General features: G+C 37.6%; 15 protein-coding genes and 1 other annotated feature. Of the genes, 2 read left to right on the top strand and 13 right to left on the bottom strand.

Features of this window, described 5'->3' with window-relative positions:
- Window positions 1-123: 123 nt before the first annotated feature.
- The 3 genes from spxA to ACH0CI_RS22410 all read right to left on the bottom strand — a co-directional run bounded on the left by spxA (window position 124) and on the right by ACH0CI_RS22410 (window position 4197).
- Window positions 124-522, bottom strand: a complete 399-nt coding sequence (spxA, locus tag ACH0CI_RS22420; RefSeq protein WP_013055422.1) for a transcriptional regulator SpxA — start codon at window positions 520-522, stop codon at window positions 124-126.
- A 418-nt stretch (window positions 523-940) separates the two neighbouring features.
- Complete coding sequence (locus tag ACH0CI_RS22415; protein WP_047751651.1) at window positions 941-2344, bottom strand: amino acid permease; 1404 nt, start codon at window positions 2342-2344, stop codon at window positions 941-943.
- Window positions 2345-2832: 488 nt separating this feature from the next.
- Window positions 2833-4197 carry an amino acid permease gene (locus tag ACH0CI_RS22410; RefSeq protein ID WP_406902287.1) on the bottom strand — a complete coding sequence of 455 codons (1365 nt, stop codon included), beginning with the start codon at window positions 4195-4197 and terminating at the stop codon, window positions 2833-2835.
- Between the two features lie 434 nt (window positions 4198-4631).
- Between ACH0CI_RS22410 and ACH0CI_RS22405 the strand changes: the two genes are divergently transcribed.
- Window positions 4632-5207, top strand: a complete 576-nt coding sequence (locus ACH0CI_RS22405) for a GNAT family N-acetyltransferase (protein ID WP_028412363.1) — start codon at window positions 4632-4634, stop codon at window positions 5205-5207.
- Window positions 5208-5487: 280 nt separating this feature from the next.
- On the opposite strand, the gene ACH0CI_RS22400 is transcribed toward ACH0CI_RS22405, so the two are convergent.
- The 5 genes from ACH0CI_RS22400 to ACH0CI_RS22380 all read right to left on the bottom strand — a co-directional run bounded on the left by ACH0CI_RS22400 (window position 5488) and on the right by ACH0CI_RS22380 (window position 11100).
- Window positions 5488-6405 carry an ABC transporter ATP-binding protein gene (locus ACH0CI_RS22400; RefSeq protein ID WP_028412364.1) on the bottom strand — a complete coding sequence of 306 codons (918 nt, stop codon included), beginning with the start codon at window positions 6403-6405 and terminating at the stop codon, window positions 5488-5490.
- 1 nt (window position 6406) lies between these two features.
- Entirely contained in the window at window positions 6407-7477 is a 1071-nt protein-coding gene (locus ACH0CI_RS22395; RefSeq protein ID WP_028407470.1) for an ABC transporter ATP-binding protein, read from the bottom strand.
- 14 nt (window positions 7478-7491) lie between these two features.
- Window positions 7492-8418, bottom strand: coding sequence for an ABC transporter permease (locus tag ACH0CI_RS22390; protein WP_014461585.1), 927 nt, complete (start codon window positions 8416-8418; stop codon window positions 7492-7494).
- Between the two features lie 2 nt (window positions 8419-8420).
- Window positions 8421-9356 (bottom strand): ABC transporter permease, encoded by a 936-nt coding sequence (locus tag ACH0CI_RS22385; protein ID WP_013055415.1) that lies wholly within the window; start codon window positions 9354-9356, stop codon window positions 8421-8423.
- Window positions 9357-9453: 97 nt separating this feature from the next.
- Window positions 9454-11100 (bottom strand): peptide ABC transporter substrate-binding protein, encoded by a 1647-nt coding sequence (locus ACH0CI_RS22380; RefSeq protein ID WP_165635464.1) that lies wholly within the window; start codon window positions 11098-11100, stop codon window positions 9454-9456.
- A 666-nt stretch (window positions 11101-11766) separates the two neighbouring features.
- Window positions 11767-11971, top strand: a binding site (T-box leader).
- Window positions 11972-12047: 76 nt separating this feature from the next.
- Here ACH0CI_RS22380 and trpS point away from each other — a divergent pair.
- Window positions 12048-13037: a tryptophan--tRNA ligase gene (gene trpS, locus ACH0CI_RS22375; RefSeq protein ID WP_028412367.1), complete on the top strand. Its 990-nt coding sequence runs from the start codon at window positions 12048-12050 to the stop codon at window positions 13035-13037.
- Window positions 13038-13067: 30 nt separating this feature from the next.
- Here the strand turns inward: trpS and ACH0CI_RS22370 are convergent, their stop codons facing one another.
- The 5 genes from ACH0CI_RS22370 to opp4A form a co-directional block, all read right to left on the bottom strand.
- Complete coding sequence (locus tag ACH0CI_RS22370) at window positions 13068-13817, bottom strand: YjbA family protein (RefSeq protein WP_028412368.1); 750 nt, start codon at window positions 13815-13817, stop codon at window positions 13068-13070.
- A gap of 28 nt (window positions 13818-13845) precedes the next feature.
- Entirely contained in the window at window positions 13846-14004 is a 159-nt protein-coding gene (locus ACH0CI_RS22365; protein WP_155017005.1) for a hypothetical protein, read from the bottom strand.
- Between the two features lie 112 nt (window positions 14005-14116).
- Complete coding sequence (opp4C, locus tag ACH0CI_RS22360) at window positions 14117-15031, bottom strand: oligopeptide ABC transporter permease (protein ID WP_406902286.1); 915 nt, start codon at window positions 15029-15031, stop codon at window positions 14117-14119.
- A gap of 11 nt (window positions 15032-15042) precedes the next feature.
- Window positions 15043-16008 carry an oligopeptide ABC transporter permease gene (gene opp4B, locus ACH0CI_RS22355; protein ID WP_013055410.1) on the bottom strand — a complete coding sequence of 322 codons (966 nt, stop codon included), beginning with the start codon at window positions 16006-16008 and terminating at the stop codon, window positions 15043-15045.
- Between the two features lie 28 nt (window positions 16009-16036).
- Window positions 16037-17776: an oligopeptide ABC transporter substrate-binding protein gene (gene opp4A / locus ACH0CI_RS22350; protein ID WP_335708112.1), complete on the bottom strand. Its 1740-nt coding sequence runs from the start codon at window positions 17774-17776 to the stop codon at window positions 16037-16039.
- Window positions 17777-17817: the final 41 nt, after the last annotated feature.

Genomic DNA, 17817 nt, shown 5'->3' with positions numbered 1-17817 from the left:
TTCGACAAAAAATAAGCAGCAGAGGCCATTTGGCTCCCTGCTGCTTATTTTTCATATACCAACTTCAAGCAAACGTTACTTGGTTGGTTTCGTATTTAAATCTTAAACAGACAAATATAAAAATTAACCATTCACAAGTCTTTGAGCTTCGCGAAGTTGGAAAGTACGCACTTTACGTGGTAAGAAACGACGGATCTCGTCTTCATTATAACCAACTTGTAGACGTTTTTCATCAATGATAATCGGACGGCGCAATAAGCCAGGATTTTGCTGAATTAATTCATACAAATCTTGTAAAGGCATAGCGTCTACCTGAACGTCTAGTTTTTGGAAAGTTTTCGAACGTGTTGAAATGATTTCATCTGTTCCATCTTCTGTCATACGTAAAATTTCTTTAATCTCATCGATTGATAACGGCTCTGAAAAGATATTACGCTCTGTATATCCAATATCATTTTCCTCTAACCAAGCTTTCGCTTTACGACAAGATGTACAACTTGGTGATGTATATAATGTAACCATTTACTCCTTCACTCCTTCTATCATAATCGGTCATAACATTCAAAACATGAACTGTAAATCATGTTGTTTTATACAAACTTCAACGAGTGTAAATATTTAATGACTGATAATGAAAATCGATACTACTTTATAATTACTTTTAAAAAATAATATCTATTTGCATTATACTATAAACTTCATCGGAATGATATACTTTTTAAAGTGAACTAGTACATTAGTTCGTTCCTTCACTGTCATTATTTTCATTACCGATTTTCTTCATTATTTATTTACCACACTACTATTACGAATAAACCTGTAGATTAGTTTCATTTTTTTATTATTTTTTTCTTTCACAAATTCCTCGAACTTTTCAGTCACTAAAAAAGCCTTGCAGAAGAAATGACTTTTCTGCAAAGCTTTTGAGATAATCTCTTATTTATTTAATAGCTGATGTGCTTTTTCCTCGTCTCATTAAGATAGGATACAGTAAAAGCCCGATTACAAATAATCCAATACCTAGGAAAAATGTTTTTAAATCAGCTGTCCCTGTCTTAATCACCCATAGCGAATAAATAAGTGCTAACGAAGCAATAATCCCGTCTTTTACTCGCGATCCTTTAATCGTGTCGTACGTCTCACCCGTCACAATAAGCTTTAATTGATAAACTGTCGTCACGAAATAAGGAACTAAATAGGCAAGAGTAGCTACAACGATAGCGAAATTATAGGCTTGCGAAACTGTGCCTGAAATAGTCGCAAACAAAAACAACTGTGTTAAGCCATTTGTTAATGTTAGTGAGCGGGCTGGACTATTGTTCTGATTCGTTTTAGCAAACCACTGTGGAAACAACCCTGATTTTGCTGCTTGATAAGGAACTTCTGCACTAACAACAATCCATCCAACAGTAGAACCTAATAAAGATATAAGTGCTAAAATGGCCATTACGTAAGCACCTTTATGTCCAATAACCATTTCTAACGTATCTACCAAAGGCTTTTGAGACTGCTGAAGCTGAGCTGTCGAAAGAATCCCCATAGCTAGAAGCGTAATCCCCACATAGATAACCATTGAGATTAATAATCCAAGCAGCGTTGCTTTCTTTACTACTTTTTGTGATTTTGCACGATTAGATAACAGTACAGCTGATTCAATTCCGATAAATGCCCACAGCGTAGCAATGGCTGCTCCATTGACCTGACTTCCTAATCCTACATTTATACCCTTTGAATTAACAAATTCTGTACTGACGAGGTTGGATGCGCTAAATAGCGATAGCGCCACAACAATAAATAAACCGAATCCAATAATTTTAGCTGCCGTTGTGATAAAGTTAATATTACCGGCGCTATTGATATCTCGCTGCAAAATAGCTTGAATTCCCCATAATACAACAGAACATACTAAAAACGTAATAAATTTCCCAGCTTCTAATTGAAAATCTCCGACTGAAAATAAAATATCCTTACTCTCCATTACTGGAAAGAACGTTGTTAAATATCCCGCAAACGATATGATGACAGATGCTGTTGCAGCCCAGTTTGCTGCCCAATAACCCCAAGCCATGCTATACCCAGCTACTTTACCTGCTTTAGGCGATGAAAAAAGGTTCGCTGCATAACTTTGAGGCCCTCCTTTTAATTCAGGCTTTCTCATAACTAAGTTCCCGAACACAAGAGCAATCATGAACACGCCAAGACCTGTTGCAATCCAAGCAAGTGTTGAACCAATTGGACTTGATACGTTTGCTAAATTAGAAGGAAGCATAAATACTCCGCCGCCTACCATATTACCAACTACAAAGGCTGTTAAAAACCAAAGTCCCCATTTTTTGTCTTTCATTTGCTGTGTCTCCTTTTGCTTTCTATGTCAAAAGCTTAAACTTTTGACATAGAAAGCTCGATGCTAATCTATTAAAACATAGAAATTATTTATTTCTTCATTTGTTTAACAATATAATATATTAGCACACTAAAGCGAAAAGTGAAATAATAAATCCTTCATTTTCTTTTGGAAAAAAATGCGGCTGAGACATAACTCCATTCATCTATAGATGAACAGACGGGATATATGAGCTCGTGTGGATTGCGCTTGTGACACCGCTGTTCATTTCCATGCAAGACTTCGCTTTCCGCGGGCGGTGAGCCTGTCTCGCTTTTCCCGCAGAAGTCTTCGCCTTGTCCTCCAATCAACAGCTAGAAGCCCATACATACAGTAAACCTACGTTCACCCTACAAACAAAAAAATCCGAACGCGTTAGATTCTTAATCAAGAATTCAACGCGTTCGGATTTCCCTTCAACAAAAATAGGTTTGTCTCAGCCTTATTTTTTATCTTTTATGAAAACCTTTTGAATAGTAAATAATAACCAACAAAATAAACCATATCGGACCTACAATAAGGGCTATTCTTGTATCAGAGGAGAAACCCATCACCACTACTACCCCCGCTAAGAAAGCAAGAGCGAGATACGACGTATACGGGAAGAACGGAAGCTTATATTTTAAATCACTTACCTGCTGATCACTTAATCCTCTGCGGAAGCGAATTTGAGAAAGTAAAATAATTCCCCATGTCCAAATCGCTCCAATAGTAGCGATACTTGTCACCCACGTGAACACCTTATCAGGAACAACATAGTTTAAGCCAACTCCGAGTAGCAGTACAACAGCTGAAGCAATAACTGCTGCACCGGGCACGCCGCCTTTTGTTAAATTGGCATAGCGTTTTGGTGCTTCCCCGTGCTGAGCTAAATTAAATAACATACGGCCTGTACTAAAAATCCCACTGTTACAAGAAGATAAAGCCGCTGTTAACACTACAAAGTTTATAATCCCTGCTGCAGCGGGAATTCCAGCTTTATCAAATGTTAAAACAAATGGGCTTCCTTGTGCTCCGATCTCTGGCCAAGGATAAATAGACATAATAACAAACAAAGCTCCGATGTAAAAAATCAAAATTCTCCACAGTACATTATCAATTGCTTTTGTTAACGTCTTTTCCGGATTTTTTACCTCTCCTGCTGTTACCCCAATCATTTCAATACCGAGGTAAGCAAACATAACCATTTGAAGTGATAGAAGAACACCTTTCATACCATTCGGGAAAAAGCCACCGTGATTCCATAAATTACTGATTCCTGTTGCAATGCCGCCATTTCCAATTCCAAAGATAATCATGCCTAGACCAAGCACAATCATAAGGATAATCGTTACTACTTTAATAAGAGAAAACCAAAACTCTAGTTCACCATATGCTTTTACAGCTAAAAAGTTAACGCCTGTCATGATAACGAGCGCTGCAAGTGCCCATATCCACTGGGGCACACCTGGGAACCAAAAATCCATATATACTCCAACGGCTGTAATTTCAGCCATACATGTAATAATCCACATAAACCAGTAGTTCCAGCCTGTTAAATAACCAGCTAGTGGTCCCAAATAATCGTTAGCATACTTACTAAAAGAACCGGCTACTGGATTTTGTACTGCCATTTCACCTAACGCTCTCATAATAAAAAACATAATAAGACCACTGATTCCATACATGATAAGAATACCAGGACCTGCTAACCGAATAGCGGATGCAGAACCTAAAAACAGTCCAACTCCGATAGCTGCGCCTAAAGACATTAAGCTAATATGTCTTTCCTCAAGTCCACGGCTTAATTCTTTTTCTTGCGTGTTTCCTTGCATAATTCTCTCTCCTAACATGTCCATTTCATTTAATAGCGGCTAATTAACTTATTTTTCAAACAAATAATTCTAGGCATTGTATGTACTAAAAATCTGATATTGCAAGTTCCACACCTGCATTTTACCGCTATCACATCTATAAAATACAATATTAAAAAAACTTCACTTTGTTCATTTTATCAAAAATCACAAAAAATGCGATAGTTTTTTGTGATTTTCACAAATAAACTTACAATAAAAATATAATAAAAAACATTTTTTACATTATATGTTCTTATTCCGCTATAATTTTCTAACTATTAAGAATAATAAATCTATTATTTTTCCTTATTTTCAATTATAGATGCTTATTTTTCCCTAAAAAGGGTAAAGATAAGATAACTGTTTAAACACTATTATGAACATCATCATGAAAAGATCAGTAGGAGGGTGCTATGAATTGGTATGAAAAACTAAGTCAATATTTTCCCATTGAAGAAATGAAATCAAAGAAGCATATCGAAACGCTTTTACAAGAACGAAGCGATATTTATCATAAAAATGAAGGACCTCATCACGTATTAATGTACGTGGAAACAGACCAATTTATCTTTATTGATTACCTCTTTGTTTCAAAAGACGCTAGAGGTCAAGGGCTTGGTGGTAAATTAATTGATGAGTTAAAACAACATAACAAACCAATTATCCTAGAAGTAGAGCCTATAGACTATAAAGATTCAGACTCAGCAAAAAGACTGCATTTTTATAAACGTGCAGACTTTAAGCATGCTCAAACAATCGGCTATAACCGCCGCTCATTAGCTACAAATGAAGTTAATCAGATGGAAATTCTATACTGGTCTCCTACCTCTGAAACAGAGGAAAGCATTTTAAATAAAATGAAAAAAACGTACGAGTTAATTCATACTTACAAAGACAAAGAAATATATGGTGCGTCTTATCAGCCGGCAGATCAAGTATTAAAAATTGACAAAAATCGTAAAGACGGCGATATCTTAGCAGATTTATAAAAAGAAGGTAGGCATACGTCTACCTTCTTTTATATTTTTGAATTATTATTCAACACACAACATTATTAATCACTTATATTCCTTTAGTTATAAGGTTTCAACATAGATATTTTGTCTTAAATATAAAATTCTGAAAATTTTTAATAGTATTTTCTAATCCTGTATTGTATAATACCTGTAAAGCGCTAATGTCACTTGTTCTTACATGTTTTTTCCAATTTAAAGTTTAGCGTTCTTTGATAACTAAATAAAAAACGACCTCGTTGTGAGATCGTTTTTGTTAGGTTGTATATGCGGCAAACTCTGCTTGAGAACAAGACACGTAGTGACCTGGAGATACTTCTCTAAGCTCCGGTTCTTCACCGTTATAATCATGGATACTTGGATCATAAATTTTGCGCTGACGCGTTTTTTCACTGTCAGGATCGGGAAGCGGAATAGCTGAAAGCAACGCTTTTGTATATGGATGAACAGGGTTTCGATAAAGTTCATCACTTGGTGCAAGCTCTACAATCTTACCTCTGTACATAACGCCGATGCGGTCACTAATGTATTTTACCATTGACAAATCATGGGCGATAAATAAATAGGTTAGTCCACGTTCACGCTGTAACTTCTTCATTAAATTAACAACTTGAGCTTGTATAGATACATCCAAAGCTGAGATTGGTTCATCTGCGATGATAAAATCAGGTTCTACTGCCAGTGCTCTTGCGATACCGATACGCTGACGCTGGCCGCCACTAAACTCATGTGGATAGCGATTTGCATGTTCTTTGTTAAGCCCCACTGTTTCAAGAAGCTCGTGAACCTTTGCCATACGCTCTTTTCTCGTCTTAGCTAAACCGTGGATGTCAATGCCTTCTGCTATGATATCTGCTACGGTCATACGAGGGTTAAGTGACGCATATGGATCTTGGAAAATCATTTGCATTTTACGATTGAATTTTTTAAGCTCCGAGCGAGATTTGCGACCATGTACATTTTCGCCATTAAATAGCACCTCACCGCTAGTAGCGTCATATAAACGAATAATCGTTCTGCCTGTCGTTGACTTTCCGCAACCAGATTCACCTACAAGACCTAACGTCTCTCCGCGGAAGATGTCAAACGTCAGACCATCAACCGCTTTAATTGTTCCTTTACTTGTGAAAAAATGTTGCTTCAGGCCTTTAATCTCTAATAATTTATCTGTCATGTTATTCACCATCCTTCGCTACGAGTACAGGTGTACTGTATACATTGTCAACTTTACGCATGCGGCGCTGAACTGAAGCAGGCGGCTCTACTTTTGGTGCATCCGGATGTAAGAGCCATGTTTTTGCATAGTGCGTATCCGATATTTTGAACATTGGAGGTTCTTGTTCAAAATCAATTTTCATTGCGTACGGATTTCGCGCTGCAAATGCATCTCCCTTTGGAGGATTCGTTAAATCTGGCGGCGTTCCAGGAATAGCAGCCAGCTCTTCTTCCGCCTCGTTATCTAAGCTTGGCATAGAAGCTAAAAGTCCCCACGTATACGGATGTTTTGGGTCGTAAAACACTTCATCCACTGTGCCCGTTTCAACAATTTGACCAGCGTACATAACGGCTACTCGATCTGCTACATTTGCTACTACACCAAGATCATGGGTGATAAAGATAATAGATGTATCCGTTTTTTTCTGAATGTCTTTCATCAACTCTAAAATTTGAGCTTGAATTGTTACATCAAGCGCCGTTGTTGGTTCATCAGCAATCAGTAATTTCGGATTAGAAGCAAGAGCCATCGCAATGACAACACGCTGTCTCATCCCTCCGCTGAATTCATGCGGATATTGATTCACACGCTGTTCTGGAAAAGGAATGCCTACAAGCGTTAATAACTCGACTGCACGTTTTTTCGCTTCCGCTTTAGATACTTTGGAATGCTTGATTACGACTTCACCAATTTGAGCTCCAACCTTCATTGTTGGATTTAAAGAAGTCATCGGATCTTGGAAAATCATACCGATATCCTTACCGCGAATAGCTTCCATTTCTTTATCCGTTTTCTTTGCTAAATCAATGCCGTCAAACAGCATTTCACCGCTTTTAATTCGGCCAGGAGGCATCGGGATAAGGCGCATGATTGTTTGTGAAGTTACACTTTTACCAGATCCTGACTCACCAACAATTGCTAGCGTTTCACCTTTATTTAAGTGGAAGTTAACGCCGCGAACAGCTTGAACTTCTCCGCCATATGTTTTAAATGATACAGCTAAATTTTTTACTTCTAATAAACGTGACATATGAGTTCACTTCCTTACTTACGTAGTTTTGGATCTAACGCATCTCGTAATCCATCACCAATTACGTTGAACGCTAAGATTGTTAAACAGATAAACAAACCTGGGAAAAATAAGCGCCAAGGATAGTATTCCAAAGCAGGTAAGCCTTCTGAAGCCATTGTTCCCCAGCTTGCAAGCGGTGCCGGAACGCCTAGTCCCAAGTAGCTTAAAAATGCTTCTGTAAAGATTGCTGAAGGAATCGTTAGTGTCATTGTTACTAAAATTGGACCTGTTGCATTCGGAATAAGATGTTTAAATAAAATACGCTTTGTTGTTGCTCCTAATGTTTGTGAAGCCATTACGTACTCTTGGTTTTTCAACTGCAATACTTGTCCGCGTACAATACGGGCCATGTTAATCCAGCCGGTAATGGTCATCGCCAAGATCATCGTACCTAACCCTTGGCCAAGCATAACCATTAAAATAATAACCAGTAAAAGGTAAGGAACACCATATAAGATATCCGCAACACGCATCATTGTTTCATCCGTACGGCCGCCGCGGTATCCAGAGATGCTTCCCCAAACTACGCCGATGAATAAATCAATTAAAGCTGCTGCTAACCCGATAAATAATGAAATACGAGCGCCCTCCCACGTACGAGCAAAAACATCACGCCCTAATTCATCTGTACCGAACCAGTGCTCAGAAGATGGAGCCTGATTAGCATTCAGCAAATCATTGGTTGCATAATCATATTTCACCATCAATGGACCAAATATAGCCATAAAAACAAGGAGAACCATTAGTACTACACCAAACATAGCAAGCTTATTTTTGCGAAAACGAATAAAAACATCTTGCCAGAATGAAAGACTCGGTTTTTCAATCTTTTCTGCCTGAGCGTGGTCAATCCCTGCTGTTTCAAACATTTCTTTAGGAATTTTCGGAAGTTGCTGCATAGTTACTCTCCTTTCTTAGCACCTGTAAGTTTAATTCGAGGGTCAATGAAGCCGTATGCAATATCTACAAGCAAGATACAAAAAAGTAGTAAAATACTGTAGAACACCGTTACGCCCATAATCGTTGTATAATCTCGGTTTGAGATACTGAGTACAAAGTGTGAACCTAATCCCGGGATACCAAATATTTTTTCAATAACAAAGCTACCCGTTAAAATCCCTGCTACTAAAGGTCCCATATAGGATACGACTGGAAGCATCGCATTTCGCATGGCGTGCTTAACTGTAATAACGCCTCTGCTTAAACCTTTTGCTTTCGCTGTACGAATATAATCATTGCTTAATACTTCAAGCATACTCGACCGAGTTAATCGTGCGATAAACGCCATAGGGGTTGAAGCAAGCGCGAGAGCTGGTAACACCGTGTGTGCCCAAGATTCCCAGCGTGCAACCGGAAAAATTTGTAGTTTCATAGCCAGAACGTATTGTAATACCGCTGCCATGATAAAACTTGGAACTGAGATTCCTAGAACTGCAATAACCATCGCCGTGTAATCTTGCCACTTATTATGTTTTAAAGCAGCAATAACACCTAGTACTACGCCAATAGCAATCGCTATTAAAATAGCTTCCATCCCTAGCATGAATGAAACAGGGAATCCGCCGTTAATCAAATCATTTACCGTTTGGCCTTTATATTTGAAAGATGGACCAAAATCCCACTTTAAAATTGATGTTAAGTAATCAAAGTACTGATGGTACCAAGGCTGATCTAAACCGTAATACTGATTTAGATTTTTTTGAATTTCAGGGGGAAGCTGCTTTTCTGATGTGAATGGACCTCCTGGAACAGCACGCATTAAGAAAAAGGTCGCTGTTACGATCAGCCATAATGATAGAAACATATAAATAAGTCGTTTTCCTATATATTTGAACACCCTGACACACCTCCATATTTTTACAAAATTCGCGCACAAGAAAGAAAAGTATATGGAGCACCAGGCCCCATATACCCTTTGTCATAATTGATGTTACTTACTCAAAATGAGCCCACTTAATCTGAATGTCTCCAAGACCAGACATCACAACATCTTTCAGCTGCTTGTCTTGTACCCAAGCATTTGTGTAGAAGTAGATTGGTGCCACTGGCATTTCATCCATGAAGATACCTTCTGCTTTTTTCAACATTGCCTGACGTTTTTTAGGGTCTGTTTCTTTTTGAGAGTCAATTAATAACTTTTTATATTCTGGATTTTCCCAGTTTGTATCATTGTTTCCGCCTTTTTTGTCACGGAATAACTCTAGGAAGTTGATTGGATCGTTAAAGTCTCCTAACCAGCCCATACGCCCAACTTGATAATCTCCTTGGTGTAACTTTTCAATGTAAACAGCCCACTCAGAGTTGTCTAACTGTACTTTAATACCAAGGTTTTTCTTCCACATATCTTGAACAGCTTGTGCAATTTTTGCATGTTTTTCATCCGTGTTGTATGAAACCTTAATTGCTGGTAGTTCTGAAGCATCTTTAAGGCCCATTTCTTTCAAGCCTTTTTCTAAATATTCTTTTGCTTTTTTCACATCATTGTCTTTGAAGTAGCCTTTTTTGTTATCTTCAAACATTGTTGGTGGTACAGCCGCCATCGCTGGAACTGAACCGTCTTTTGTAATTTGTTCTGTAATACCTTTACGATCAATTGCATAAGCTAATGCTTTACGAATGTTCACATTGTCTAAAGGTTTTTGTTCTGTATTAAACTTGTACCAGTAAGTACCTGCAATCTCTTGAATGTTTAATGAACCGTCTTTCTTTAATTCAGGAAGTGCATCAGCTGGTAATTGACCGGTAGGCATACCCGCCCAGTCTAATTCACCGTTTTTGAACATTGAAAGTTCAGTGTTGTTATCATTGATCATGTACATTTCAACTTTTTTAAGTTTTACAGCATCTTTATCCCAATAGTTTTCATTAGGAACTAACTCAATTTTGTCGTTATGTTTCCAAGTTTTAAGCTTGAAAGGACCGTTTGACGTATAGTTTTCGCCTGCATTTGTGTACCATTTTTCATTTGATTCAGCAATTTTCGTATTCACTGGGAAGTACGTATAGAAAGCTGTTAATTCTAAGAAATATGGCGTTGGGTTTTCTAATGTTACCTCAAGCGTTTTATCATCTGTTGCTTTAACGGCAACATCATCTAATGAACCTTTTCCTTCATTAGCAGCCTGTGCATTTTTAACATAGTATAATTGATATGCATATTGAGATTCGTTTTTAGGATCTAACGCCCATTTCCATGCATATTCGAAATCTTTTGCTGTTACAGGGTCACCATTTGACCATTTTGCATCGTCGCGAATCGTAAACGTATATTTAGTTTGATCATCGCTGATCTTTACATCTTTCGCCATGGCATTTTCAGGTTTTCCATCTTTACCAATACGAGTTAAACCTTCAAATGTTTGTAATAATACGTTTGATGACGTTGAATCATTAGCTAAGCCTGGGTTCAGTGAGAAAGGCTCAGTTTTAATGTTTACGCGAAGCTCTTGCTCTTTTTTCTTGTCGCCGCCATCACTGCTAGCATTTTCACTGCCACCAGATTCTTTGTTAAATCCACATGCAGCTAAAAACAAGCTCATTACAAGCAGCAAACTGAAAAGAATTGACAACCTTTTCTTCATTGCGTGTTACCCCCTATTAAATTTTGTTTGTGTGGCAACCATATTTTTTTGATATGCACTAATTTCTTAATCCTCTTTCAATACAAAATAATCAGTTATTTTTTCACGTAGTAGAGTGCTAAAGACCTCACTGCAAAATTATTCTTCTACCCTATGAAACTGTCATCAATTGTTTACATGTTGTAAATCCAATGTATGCGCTTAATATGTAGAAGACTCATTCATTACAAAATTCGCTAATTGAAACAAAACATTGGCTATTTTGTTTTTTCTGAAAAATTAAGAAATTGTAATACCTTTGTAAAAAATATGTTTGTTACGCCTATTATAAATATTTTAAAAATTTATTGCAATACTATTATTTAATGGTATTTTTTTGTCATGAGGGAAAAAACCTTATCTTATAAGGATTGTGCCTACTTGTCAGACGTCTAAAATCTTTTTTGTAGTATAGGTATTACAATAGTATTACAAAGGCATTAGAAATACTAAATAAAAGATTTTTACCAAATCCTCCACCAAATTTTCATCAAGAAATGCTTTAATTAAAAGGTTCTTGTCTTTTTTTGCCGAAGAAAAATTCCAGTAAATTGTCTTATAAAACTTTTTAGCGATAAGATGTTTAAATTCCTGCTTTTTCGCGTTATAATAACGAATAACTATATAATTAAAGCTGTGAAAAAGAGTAGTATGCAGAATTTTCATTTTTAGAGAGTTTGTGGCTGGTGAGAACAAACATTGAAACCTGCAGAATGGACTTTGGAGCTTTCAAGTGCAAAGCTTGAACGTTGATCTCAACGTTACATGAATAAAGATAGTTCACAATAATGTGTGCTAATTAGGGTGGCAACGCGGTCCATTCGCCCCTAGCTTATGCTAGGAGCGGATGGGCCTTTTTATGTTGTATACGTAAACTAGCATCATATATGTGCAGATGAAAGGAAGATTTGATGAAAACAATTTTTTCAGGTATTCAACCAAGCGGTACAATCACTTTAGGTAACTACATTGGAGCGATGAAGCAATTTGTTGAACTTCAACATGACTATAACTGTCATTTTTGTATTGTAGATCAGCATGCAATTACAGCGCCTCAAGACCGTTTAGCACTTCGTAAAAACATTCGCAGCCTTGCTGCTCTGTATGTAGCAGTAGGAATTGATCCAGCAAAATCAACTTTATTTATTCAATCAGAAGTGCCCGCCCACACGGAAGCAGGATGGATGTTACAGTGCGTAGCGTATATCGGTGAACTTGAGCGTATGACTCAGTTTAAAGATAAGTCCGCTGGAAAAGAAGCAGTATCAGCAGGATTATTAACTTATCCTCCACTAATGGCAGCTGATATTCTTTTATACAACACCGATTTGGTTCCAGTTGGTGAAGATCAAAAGCAGCATTTAGAATTAACGCGTGACTTAGCTGAGCGCTTTAACAAAAAATACAATGATATCTTCACTATTCCTGAAGTACGTATTCCAAAAGTGGGCGCACGCGTCATGTCTCTTCAAGATCCTACGAAAAAAATGAGCAAGTCCGATCCAAACCAAAAAGCTTTTATTACGCTCTTGGATGACGCTAAAACGATTGAAAAGAAAATCAAAAGTGCCGTAACGGATTCAGAAGGTATTGTTCGCTACGATAAAGAAAATAAGCCAGGTATTTCAAACTTATTAAGCATTTATTCAATCCTAGCAAATAAATCAATCGAAGACATTGAAGCAATGTACGAAGGCAAAGGTTATGGTGACTTTAAAGCTGACACAGCTAAAGTAGTAGCTGAAGCACTTGCTCCAATTCAAGAAAGATATTATGAATTAGTTGATTCTAGCGAGTTAGATGATATTTTAGATCAAGGTGCCGATAAAGCAAATGCAACGGCTAATAAAATGCTTCGCAAAATGCGAAACGCAATGGGAATTGGCCGTAAACGTTAAAAAAAAAACGACTGCTATGCAGTCGTTTTTTTAATTCACTTTTGGCTCTTGTTCAATTTCCCAAAGTTTTTCAAAGAAAGGTTGTCCTTTTACTAAGCGCTCGCATAATAATTTATGTTTCGGTGACCACCCTGACTTCGTTTCATCGTATAGCTGATTCCATACGTCTTGAAACGGCATCTCTTGAATGTCTTCGTATTTCGTTGGATTCCACTCTGTGTACCAGTAGCGGATTTGAGCTGTATTTTTTGTTGTATGTAGCTGATCAAGTGCCATAAATAACAGCTGTTTTAGCTGACGTTCTTTACGTGTTAGCCCTCTCATCGTTTCAGGAGACGGCGAAAGAATATGATGCTCTTTTTTAGTTAGCTCGTCTTCACTGAACTTATATTCTAGCTCTTCTTGATCCGCAATCATCTCATAAACTAACTGTTCTTGTCTTGGAATTAAGCGGCTTTTTCGAATTGGGATATGATAGCCCATCGTATCAATTGCTAAAATATTCGTTCCATCTGTAACAATAAAACAATATTCAACCTGCGTGCGCTCATGATTTTTCCGAATGTATGCTTTCTGATAGACATCTTGTAGTAGTTGTTGAGGTAGCTCGGAAAGATCATTTTCAATGTAATGAAATAAAAGCGGATTTACTTTTAATAACGGTGCTTGATCGAGCAGTTCTACACAATCGTCTTTTCTCCACTCATGGAAATGACACACATTATAACCGTTTTCTTCGCCTTCAAACCAATTAACCCATACATCATGAAGATATAGCATAATTTACCCCTCACTTACTATCTGTTTGTTATCCATCAGTATAGGCAGAGAAAGGAATTTTTATTCCAAATGATGTTATTTTTCTAAAAATTAATTGTAAAATACCTTCGTTTTTGGTTATTATGCAAATGCACTTATTTCGAAGCTCAGACATAACGCCAGTGCTAATGATTGCTACAGGCTTCATGAACTATATCCACCCCTATAAGCAGAAAAAATCCGAGTTTCTTCTATAGTAATAGGTTTGTCAGGAGGTCTGACAAACCTAAAAAAATCTATCACACTTTTGTGATAGATTTTTAACGAAGAGATTTTGGATTTAAAGCATCTTTTAATCCTTCACCAATGAAGTTGATAGCCAGGATCGTAAATGTAATAGCTAAACCTGGCGGAACCCACATCCAAGGCTTATTCTGCAGCACATCTGATTCCCTTGCTTCTGTCAGCATATTCCCCCAGCTCGGCGTATCAGCCGGCACGCCAAAACCGATAAAGCTAATCGCTGACTCAAACACGATAAGGATGGCCATCTGCAAACTGGCTTGAACCACAATCGTTGAAAACACATTTGGCAGCAAATGTTTGAAGATGATTTTAAACGGGCTGCACCCAATGGAAACAGCTGAAAGCACATATTCATTTTCTTTTTCAGCCAAGACTTTGCTTCGCACCAGCCGGGCCGTACTTCCCCAGCTTAGGAAACTAACAACTAGGATGAGCGTCCAAACGCCTGAGATTTTTCCAATTAGAATTGTATTTAACACTACAACAAAAACAATGAGCGGAAAGTTTAAGACAAAGTCTGTAAAACGCATTAAGAATTGGTCCACTTTGCCTCCGTAATAACCCGCAATCGAACCAATAAGAGTTCCGATTAAAATAACGAGTGTTGTACAAGCAACTCCAATCAGTAACGAAGTTCTTCCTCCATACAATGTACGTGCAAATACGTCTCGACCATTTGTATCCGTTCCAAACCAATGCTCATTGGAAGGCGCTGCATTCATCGCCATATAGTCGATACGTGTAATATCTGCTTTTGTAAGCAGCGGTGCAAAAATGGCAAGAAGCGTAATCACAATCATGAAAGCCAAACTTATCATGGCTAGTTTATTTTTTACAAACTTCTTTCGCGCAATCGCCCATGGAGAAAGGTTTTTAGGAGCTTTCATATTCACTTCTGGCTGTACATCTTTTTTCGTTACAATTTCCATACTTTCTCCTCCTAATCCAAACGAATACGCGGATCTGCTACGCCGTATAACAAATCAGCAACCAGATTCCCAACCAATGTTAAAATTGAAAACAGCATTGTAAGCGACATCATAACTGAGTAGTCACGAGTTGCTACAGAGTCAACAAACAACTTTCCGATTCCTGGATACGTAAAGATTGTCTCTGTAATGATAGAACCGCTAATGATTGTTACAAGATCAAACCCTAAAAACGTAATAAGCGGAATCATTGAGTTGCGTAAGATATGAACATTATAAATTTTAGATTCTTTTGTTCCTTTTGCTCTAGCTGTGCGCACAAAATCTTTGCGACTGTTTTCAATAATATCATTGCGCAAAAATTGGGTATACTGCGCGGTCGACATCAAGCCAAGAATCAGTGCAGGTAATATAACGTGATGAATTCTACTTTGAATAAATTCCCATGATCCCTCTTTTAATCCTACTTCAACAGAACCGCTAAACGGAAACCAGCCTAACTGAAAGGAAAATAAATAAATGCCTACGATCCCTGCGATAAACGATGGAACCGCTAATGCAAAGTAATTATATCCTGCAATAAAGTTATCTGCTAAGGTATACGGTTTTCTTCCTGCATACATACCTAAAATAAATGCAAACACATACGTAATCAAAAGCGAAGTCAAAGCTAAAAAGATCGTATTAGGCATACGCTCTAAAATAATATCTAATGTCGGTAACTTATGAGTTGTTGACTTTCCTAAATCTCCTTGTGCCACTCCCTTTACCCAGTTCCAATATTGAACGTAGATAGGATCGTTATATCCTAGCTTATCACGCATTTCCTCAATGTATTTTGGATCTGTATTACTGGGGTTGATTTCTCCCCCAAAAGGGTCCCCTGGCATCATTTTTGCCAGGGAAAACACAACAAAGGAGATCAGAATCAACATTGGAATCATCCCTAAAATACGTCTTAGTGAGTATTGCAGCATCGTTGACTCTCCTTTACATGTAAAATACTTATTCCGTTACAGACCATTTCTCCGGATCTACAACTACCGTTGATGGATCTAGAGTTACGTTTTTCACACGCTTATTCACAGCATAAATATTGATATTTTCCCATAAAGGAAGTGCTGGCAGCTGCTCGTTAAAGAATTTTTGCCATTTTACATATACATCTTTACGGTGTTTATCATCAAATGATTTTTCACTCAAACCGTCTTTAAGCATTTCATCAGATTCCTTATTTACCCAACGGCCATAGTTCCATTCAGCATTAGAGCTCCATAATCCTGTAGGATCTGGATCTGAACCAGTGTCCCAAGAACCGAAGAACGCTTCTAACGCCTTATCGTCGTTATCTTTCATTTCATTGTACAAGTTAAATTCAACAAGTGAACCCGTTGCTAATTTTGTTTTAATACCAATATCATTCCATGCTTGCATAATAGCCTTCGCACGACCCTCGAAGTTGGCTGGACCAGCATAGTGACCAAATGAGATCGTAAATGGTTTTCCGTTTGGATCTTCTACAAAACCGTCATTATTCTTATCTTTATAACCAGCTTCAGCTAACAATTTCTTAGCTTTTTCCGGACTATACTTGTACTTTGTTAAATCTTTTTGGTCAGCAGCAATCCAGAATACAGACGGAATAACTGTGTTAGAAACAACCGCTTTGTCGTTCATAAATGCTTTTACCATTGCTTTTCTATCTATTGCGTAAAGCAATGCTTGACGAAGTTTTAGATCTTTGAACTTATCATAATCATCTACGTTTTTACCAGCATTTTGATCACGATGTCCAAATCGTAGACCAATATACGAATAACTAGTTGATTTCCCTTCCAAAAAGTCTAAGTTTTCTGCTTTTTCAACTTGCCCTAAATCAGCTGGGCGAACATCCATAATGTCGACATCGCCTTTTTTCAATGCTCCGGCGGAAACAGATGGATCCAGTACTTTTACAACAACGCCATCAAGATGAGGCTTACCTTTCCAATAGTCATCATTGCGTTCCATCTGAACATATTCACTTGCTACCACTTTTTTCACTTTAAATGGTCCAACACCAATAGGCTCTTTACGAACTTGTTTAGACTCTGCAAGATCTTTTACAGCAATTCCTTCATAGTACTTTTTCGGCATTGGATACGGCCATAGATTGTCTAAGTTATTTACACGAACTTCTTTAAACGTTACTTTAAATGTTTGCGGATCTACCACTTCAAATCCGGAAATAGAATCCGCTTTGCCGTCATGATATTCTTGAGCGCCTTTAATATGCTCAACGTTTACATAGCGTGGACCTGTATAGTCTTTATCAGCAATCGTTTCATACGTATATTTAAAATCATCTGCAGTTAATGGATCTCCGTTATGCCACTTAATCCCCTTTTTTAATTTAAACGTGTAAGTTAGTTTATCACCACTCACGTCCCAAGTAGCTAAGTCAGATTTAATTTTTAATTTCTTATCATAAGTAAAGAGACCTTCATTGATAAATTCTAAGATTTGGCTATCATACGCACTACCATACAATGCGTACTCAAAAAGCCCTTCCGGCGCTCCGTCAATCCCATACGTAATCGTTCCGCCATCTTTTGGCTTGTCTGTTTTTGCACCTTCAGTTTTTGCTTCTCCGCCTTCTTTATTACTAGAAGATGAAGAACTGCTTCCACCGCTGCATGCCGCTAGAAAAAGCGATAGCACAAGCAAAATGGAAACAAGTGATAAAAACGATTTCTTTTTCATCATGACGTTCCCCCTATTTAACTAATAATCTGTTCGTATGTAGC

This window comes from Priestia sp. 179-F W1.4 NHS, from assembly GCF_045369295.1.
GTDB lineage: Bacteria > Bacillota > Bacilli > Bacillales > Bacillaceae_H > Priestia > Priestia zanthoxyli.
The sequence above is the reverse complement of the archived record's forward strand: the minus strand, read 5'-3'. Positions and strand labels throughout refer to the sequence as shown.

Excerpts from the sequence above, each read along its gene's own strand:
- ACH0CI_RS22410 (WP_406902287.1), bottom strand. The coding sequence starts at position 4,197 with ATGCAAGGAAACACGCAAGAAAAAGAATTAAGCCGTGGACTTGAGGAA.
- ACH0CI_RS22405 (WP_028412363.1), top strand. The coding sequence starts at position 4,632 with ATGAATTGGTATGAAAAACTAAGTCAATATTTTCCCATTGAAGAAATG.
- ACH0CI_RS22365 (WP_155017005.1), bottom strand. The coding sequence starts at position 14,004 with ATGAAGCCTGTAGCAATCATTAGCACTGGCGTTATGTCTGAGCTTCGA.
- opp4A (WP_335708112.1), bottom strand. The coding sequence starts at position 17,776 with ATGATGAAAAAGAAATCGTTTTTATCACTTGTTTCCATTTTGCTTGTG.
- ACH0CI_RS22370 (WP_028412368.1), bottom strand. The coding sequence starts at position 13,817 with ATGCTATATCTTCATGATGTATGGGTTAATTGGTTTGAAGGCGAAGAA.
- ACH0CI_RS22390 (WP_014461585.1), bottom strand. The coding sequence starts at position 8,418 with ATGCAGCAACTTCCGAAAATTCCTAAAGAAATGTTTGAAACAGCAGGG.
- spxA (WP_013055422.1), bottom strand. The coding sequence starts at position 522 with ATGGTTACATTATATACATCACCAAGTTGTACATCTTGTCGTAAAGCG.
- ACH0CI_RS22415 (WP_047751651.1), bottom strand. The coding sequence starts at position 2,344 with ATGAAAGACAAAAAATGGGGACTTTGGTTTTTAACAGCCTTTGTAGTT.
- ACH0CI_RS22400 (WP_028412364.1), bottom strand. The coding sequence starts at position 6,405 with ATGACAGATAAATTATTAGAGATTAAAGGCCTGAAGCAACATTTTTTC.
- opp4C (WP_406902286.1), bottom strand. The coding sequence starts at position 15,031 with ATGGAAATTGTAACGAAAAAAGATGTACAGCCAGAAGTGAATATGAAA.
- opp4B (WP_013055410.1), bottom strand. The coding sequence starts at position 16,008 with ATGCTGCAATACTCACTAAGACGTATTTTAGGGATGATTCCAATGTTG.
- ACH0CI_RS22380 (WP_165635464.1), bottom strand. The coding sequence starts at position 11,100 with ATGAAGAAAAGGTTGTCAATTCTTTTCAGTTTGCTGCTTGTAATGAGC.
- ACH0CI_RS22395 (WP_028407470.1), bottom strand. The coding sequence starts at position 7,477 with ATGTCACGTTTATTAGAAGTAAAAAATTTAGCTGTATCATTTAAAACA.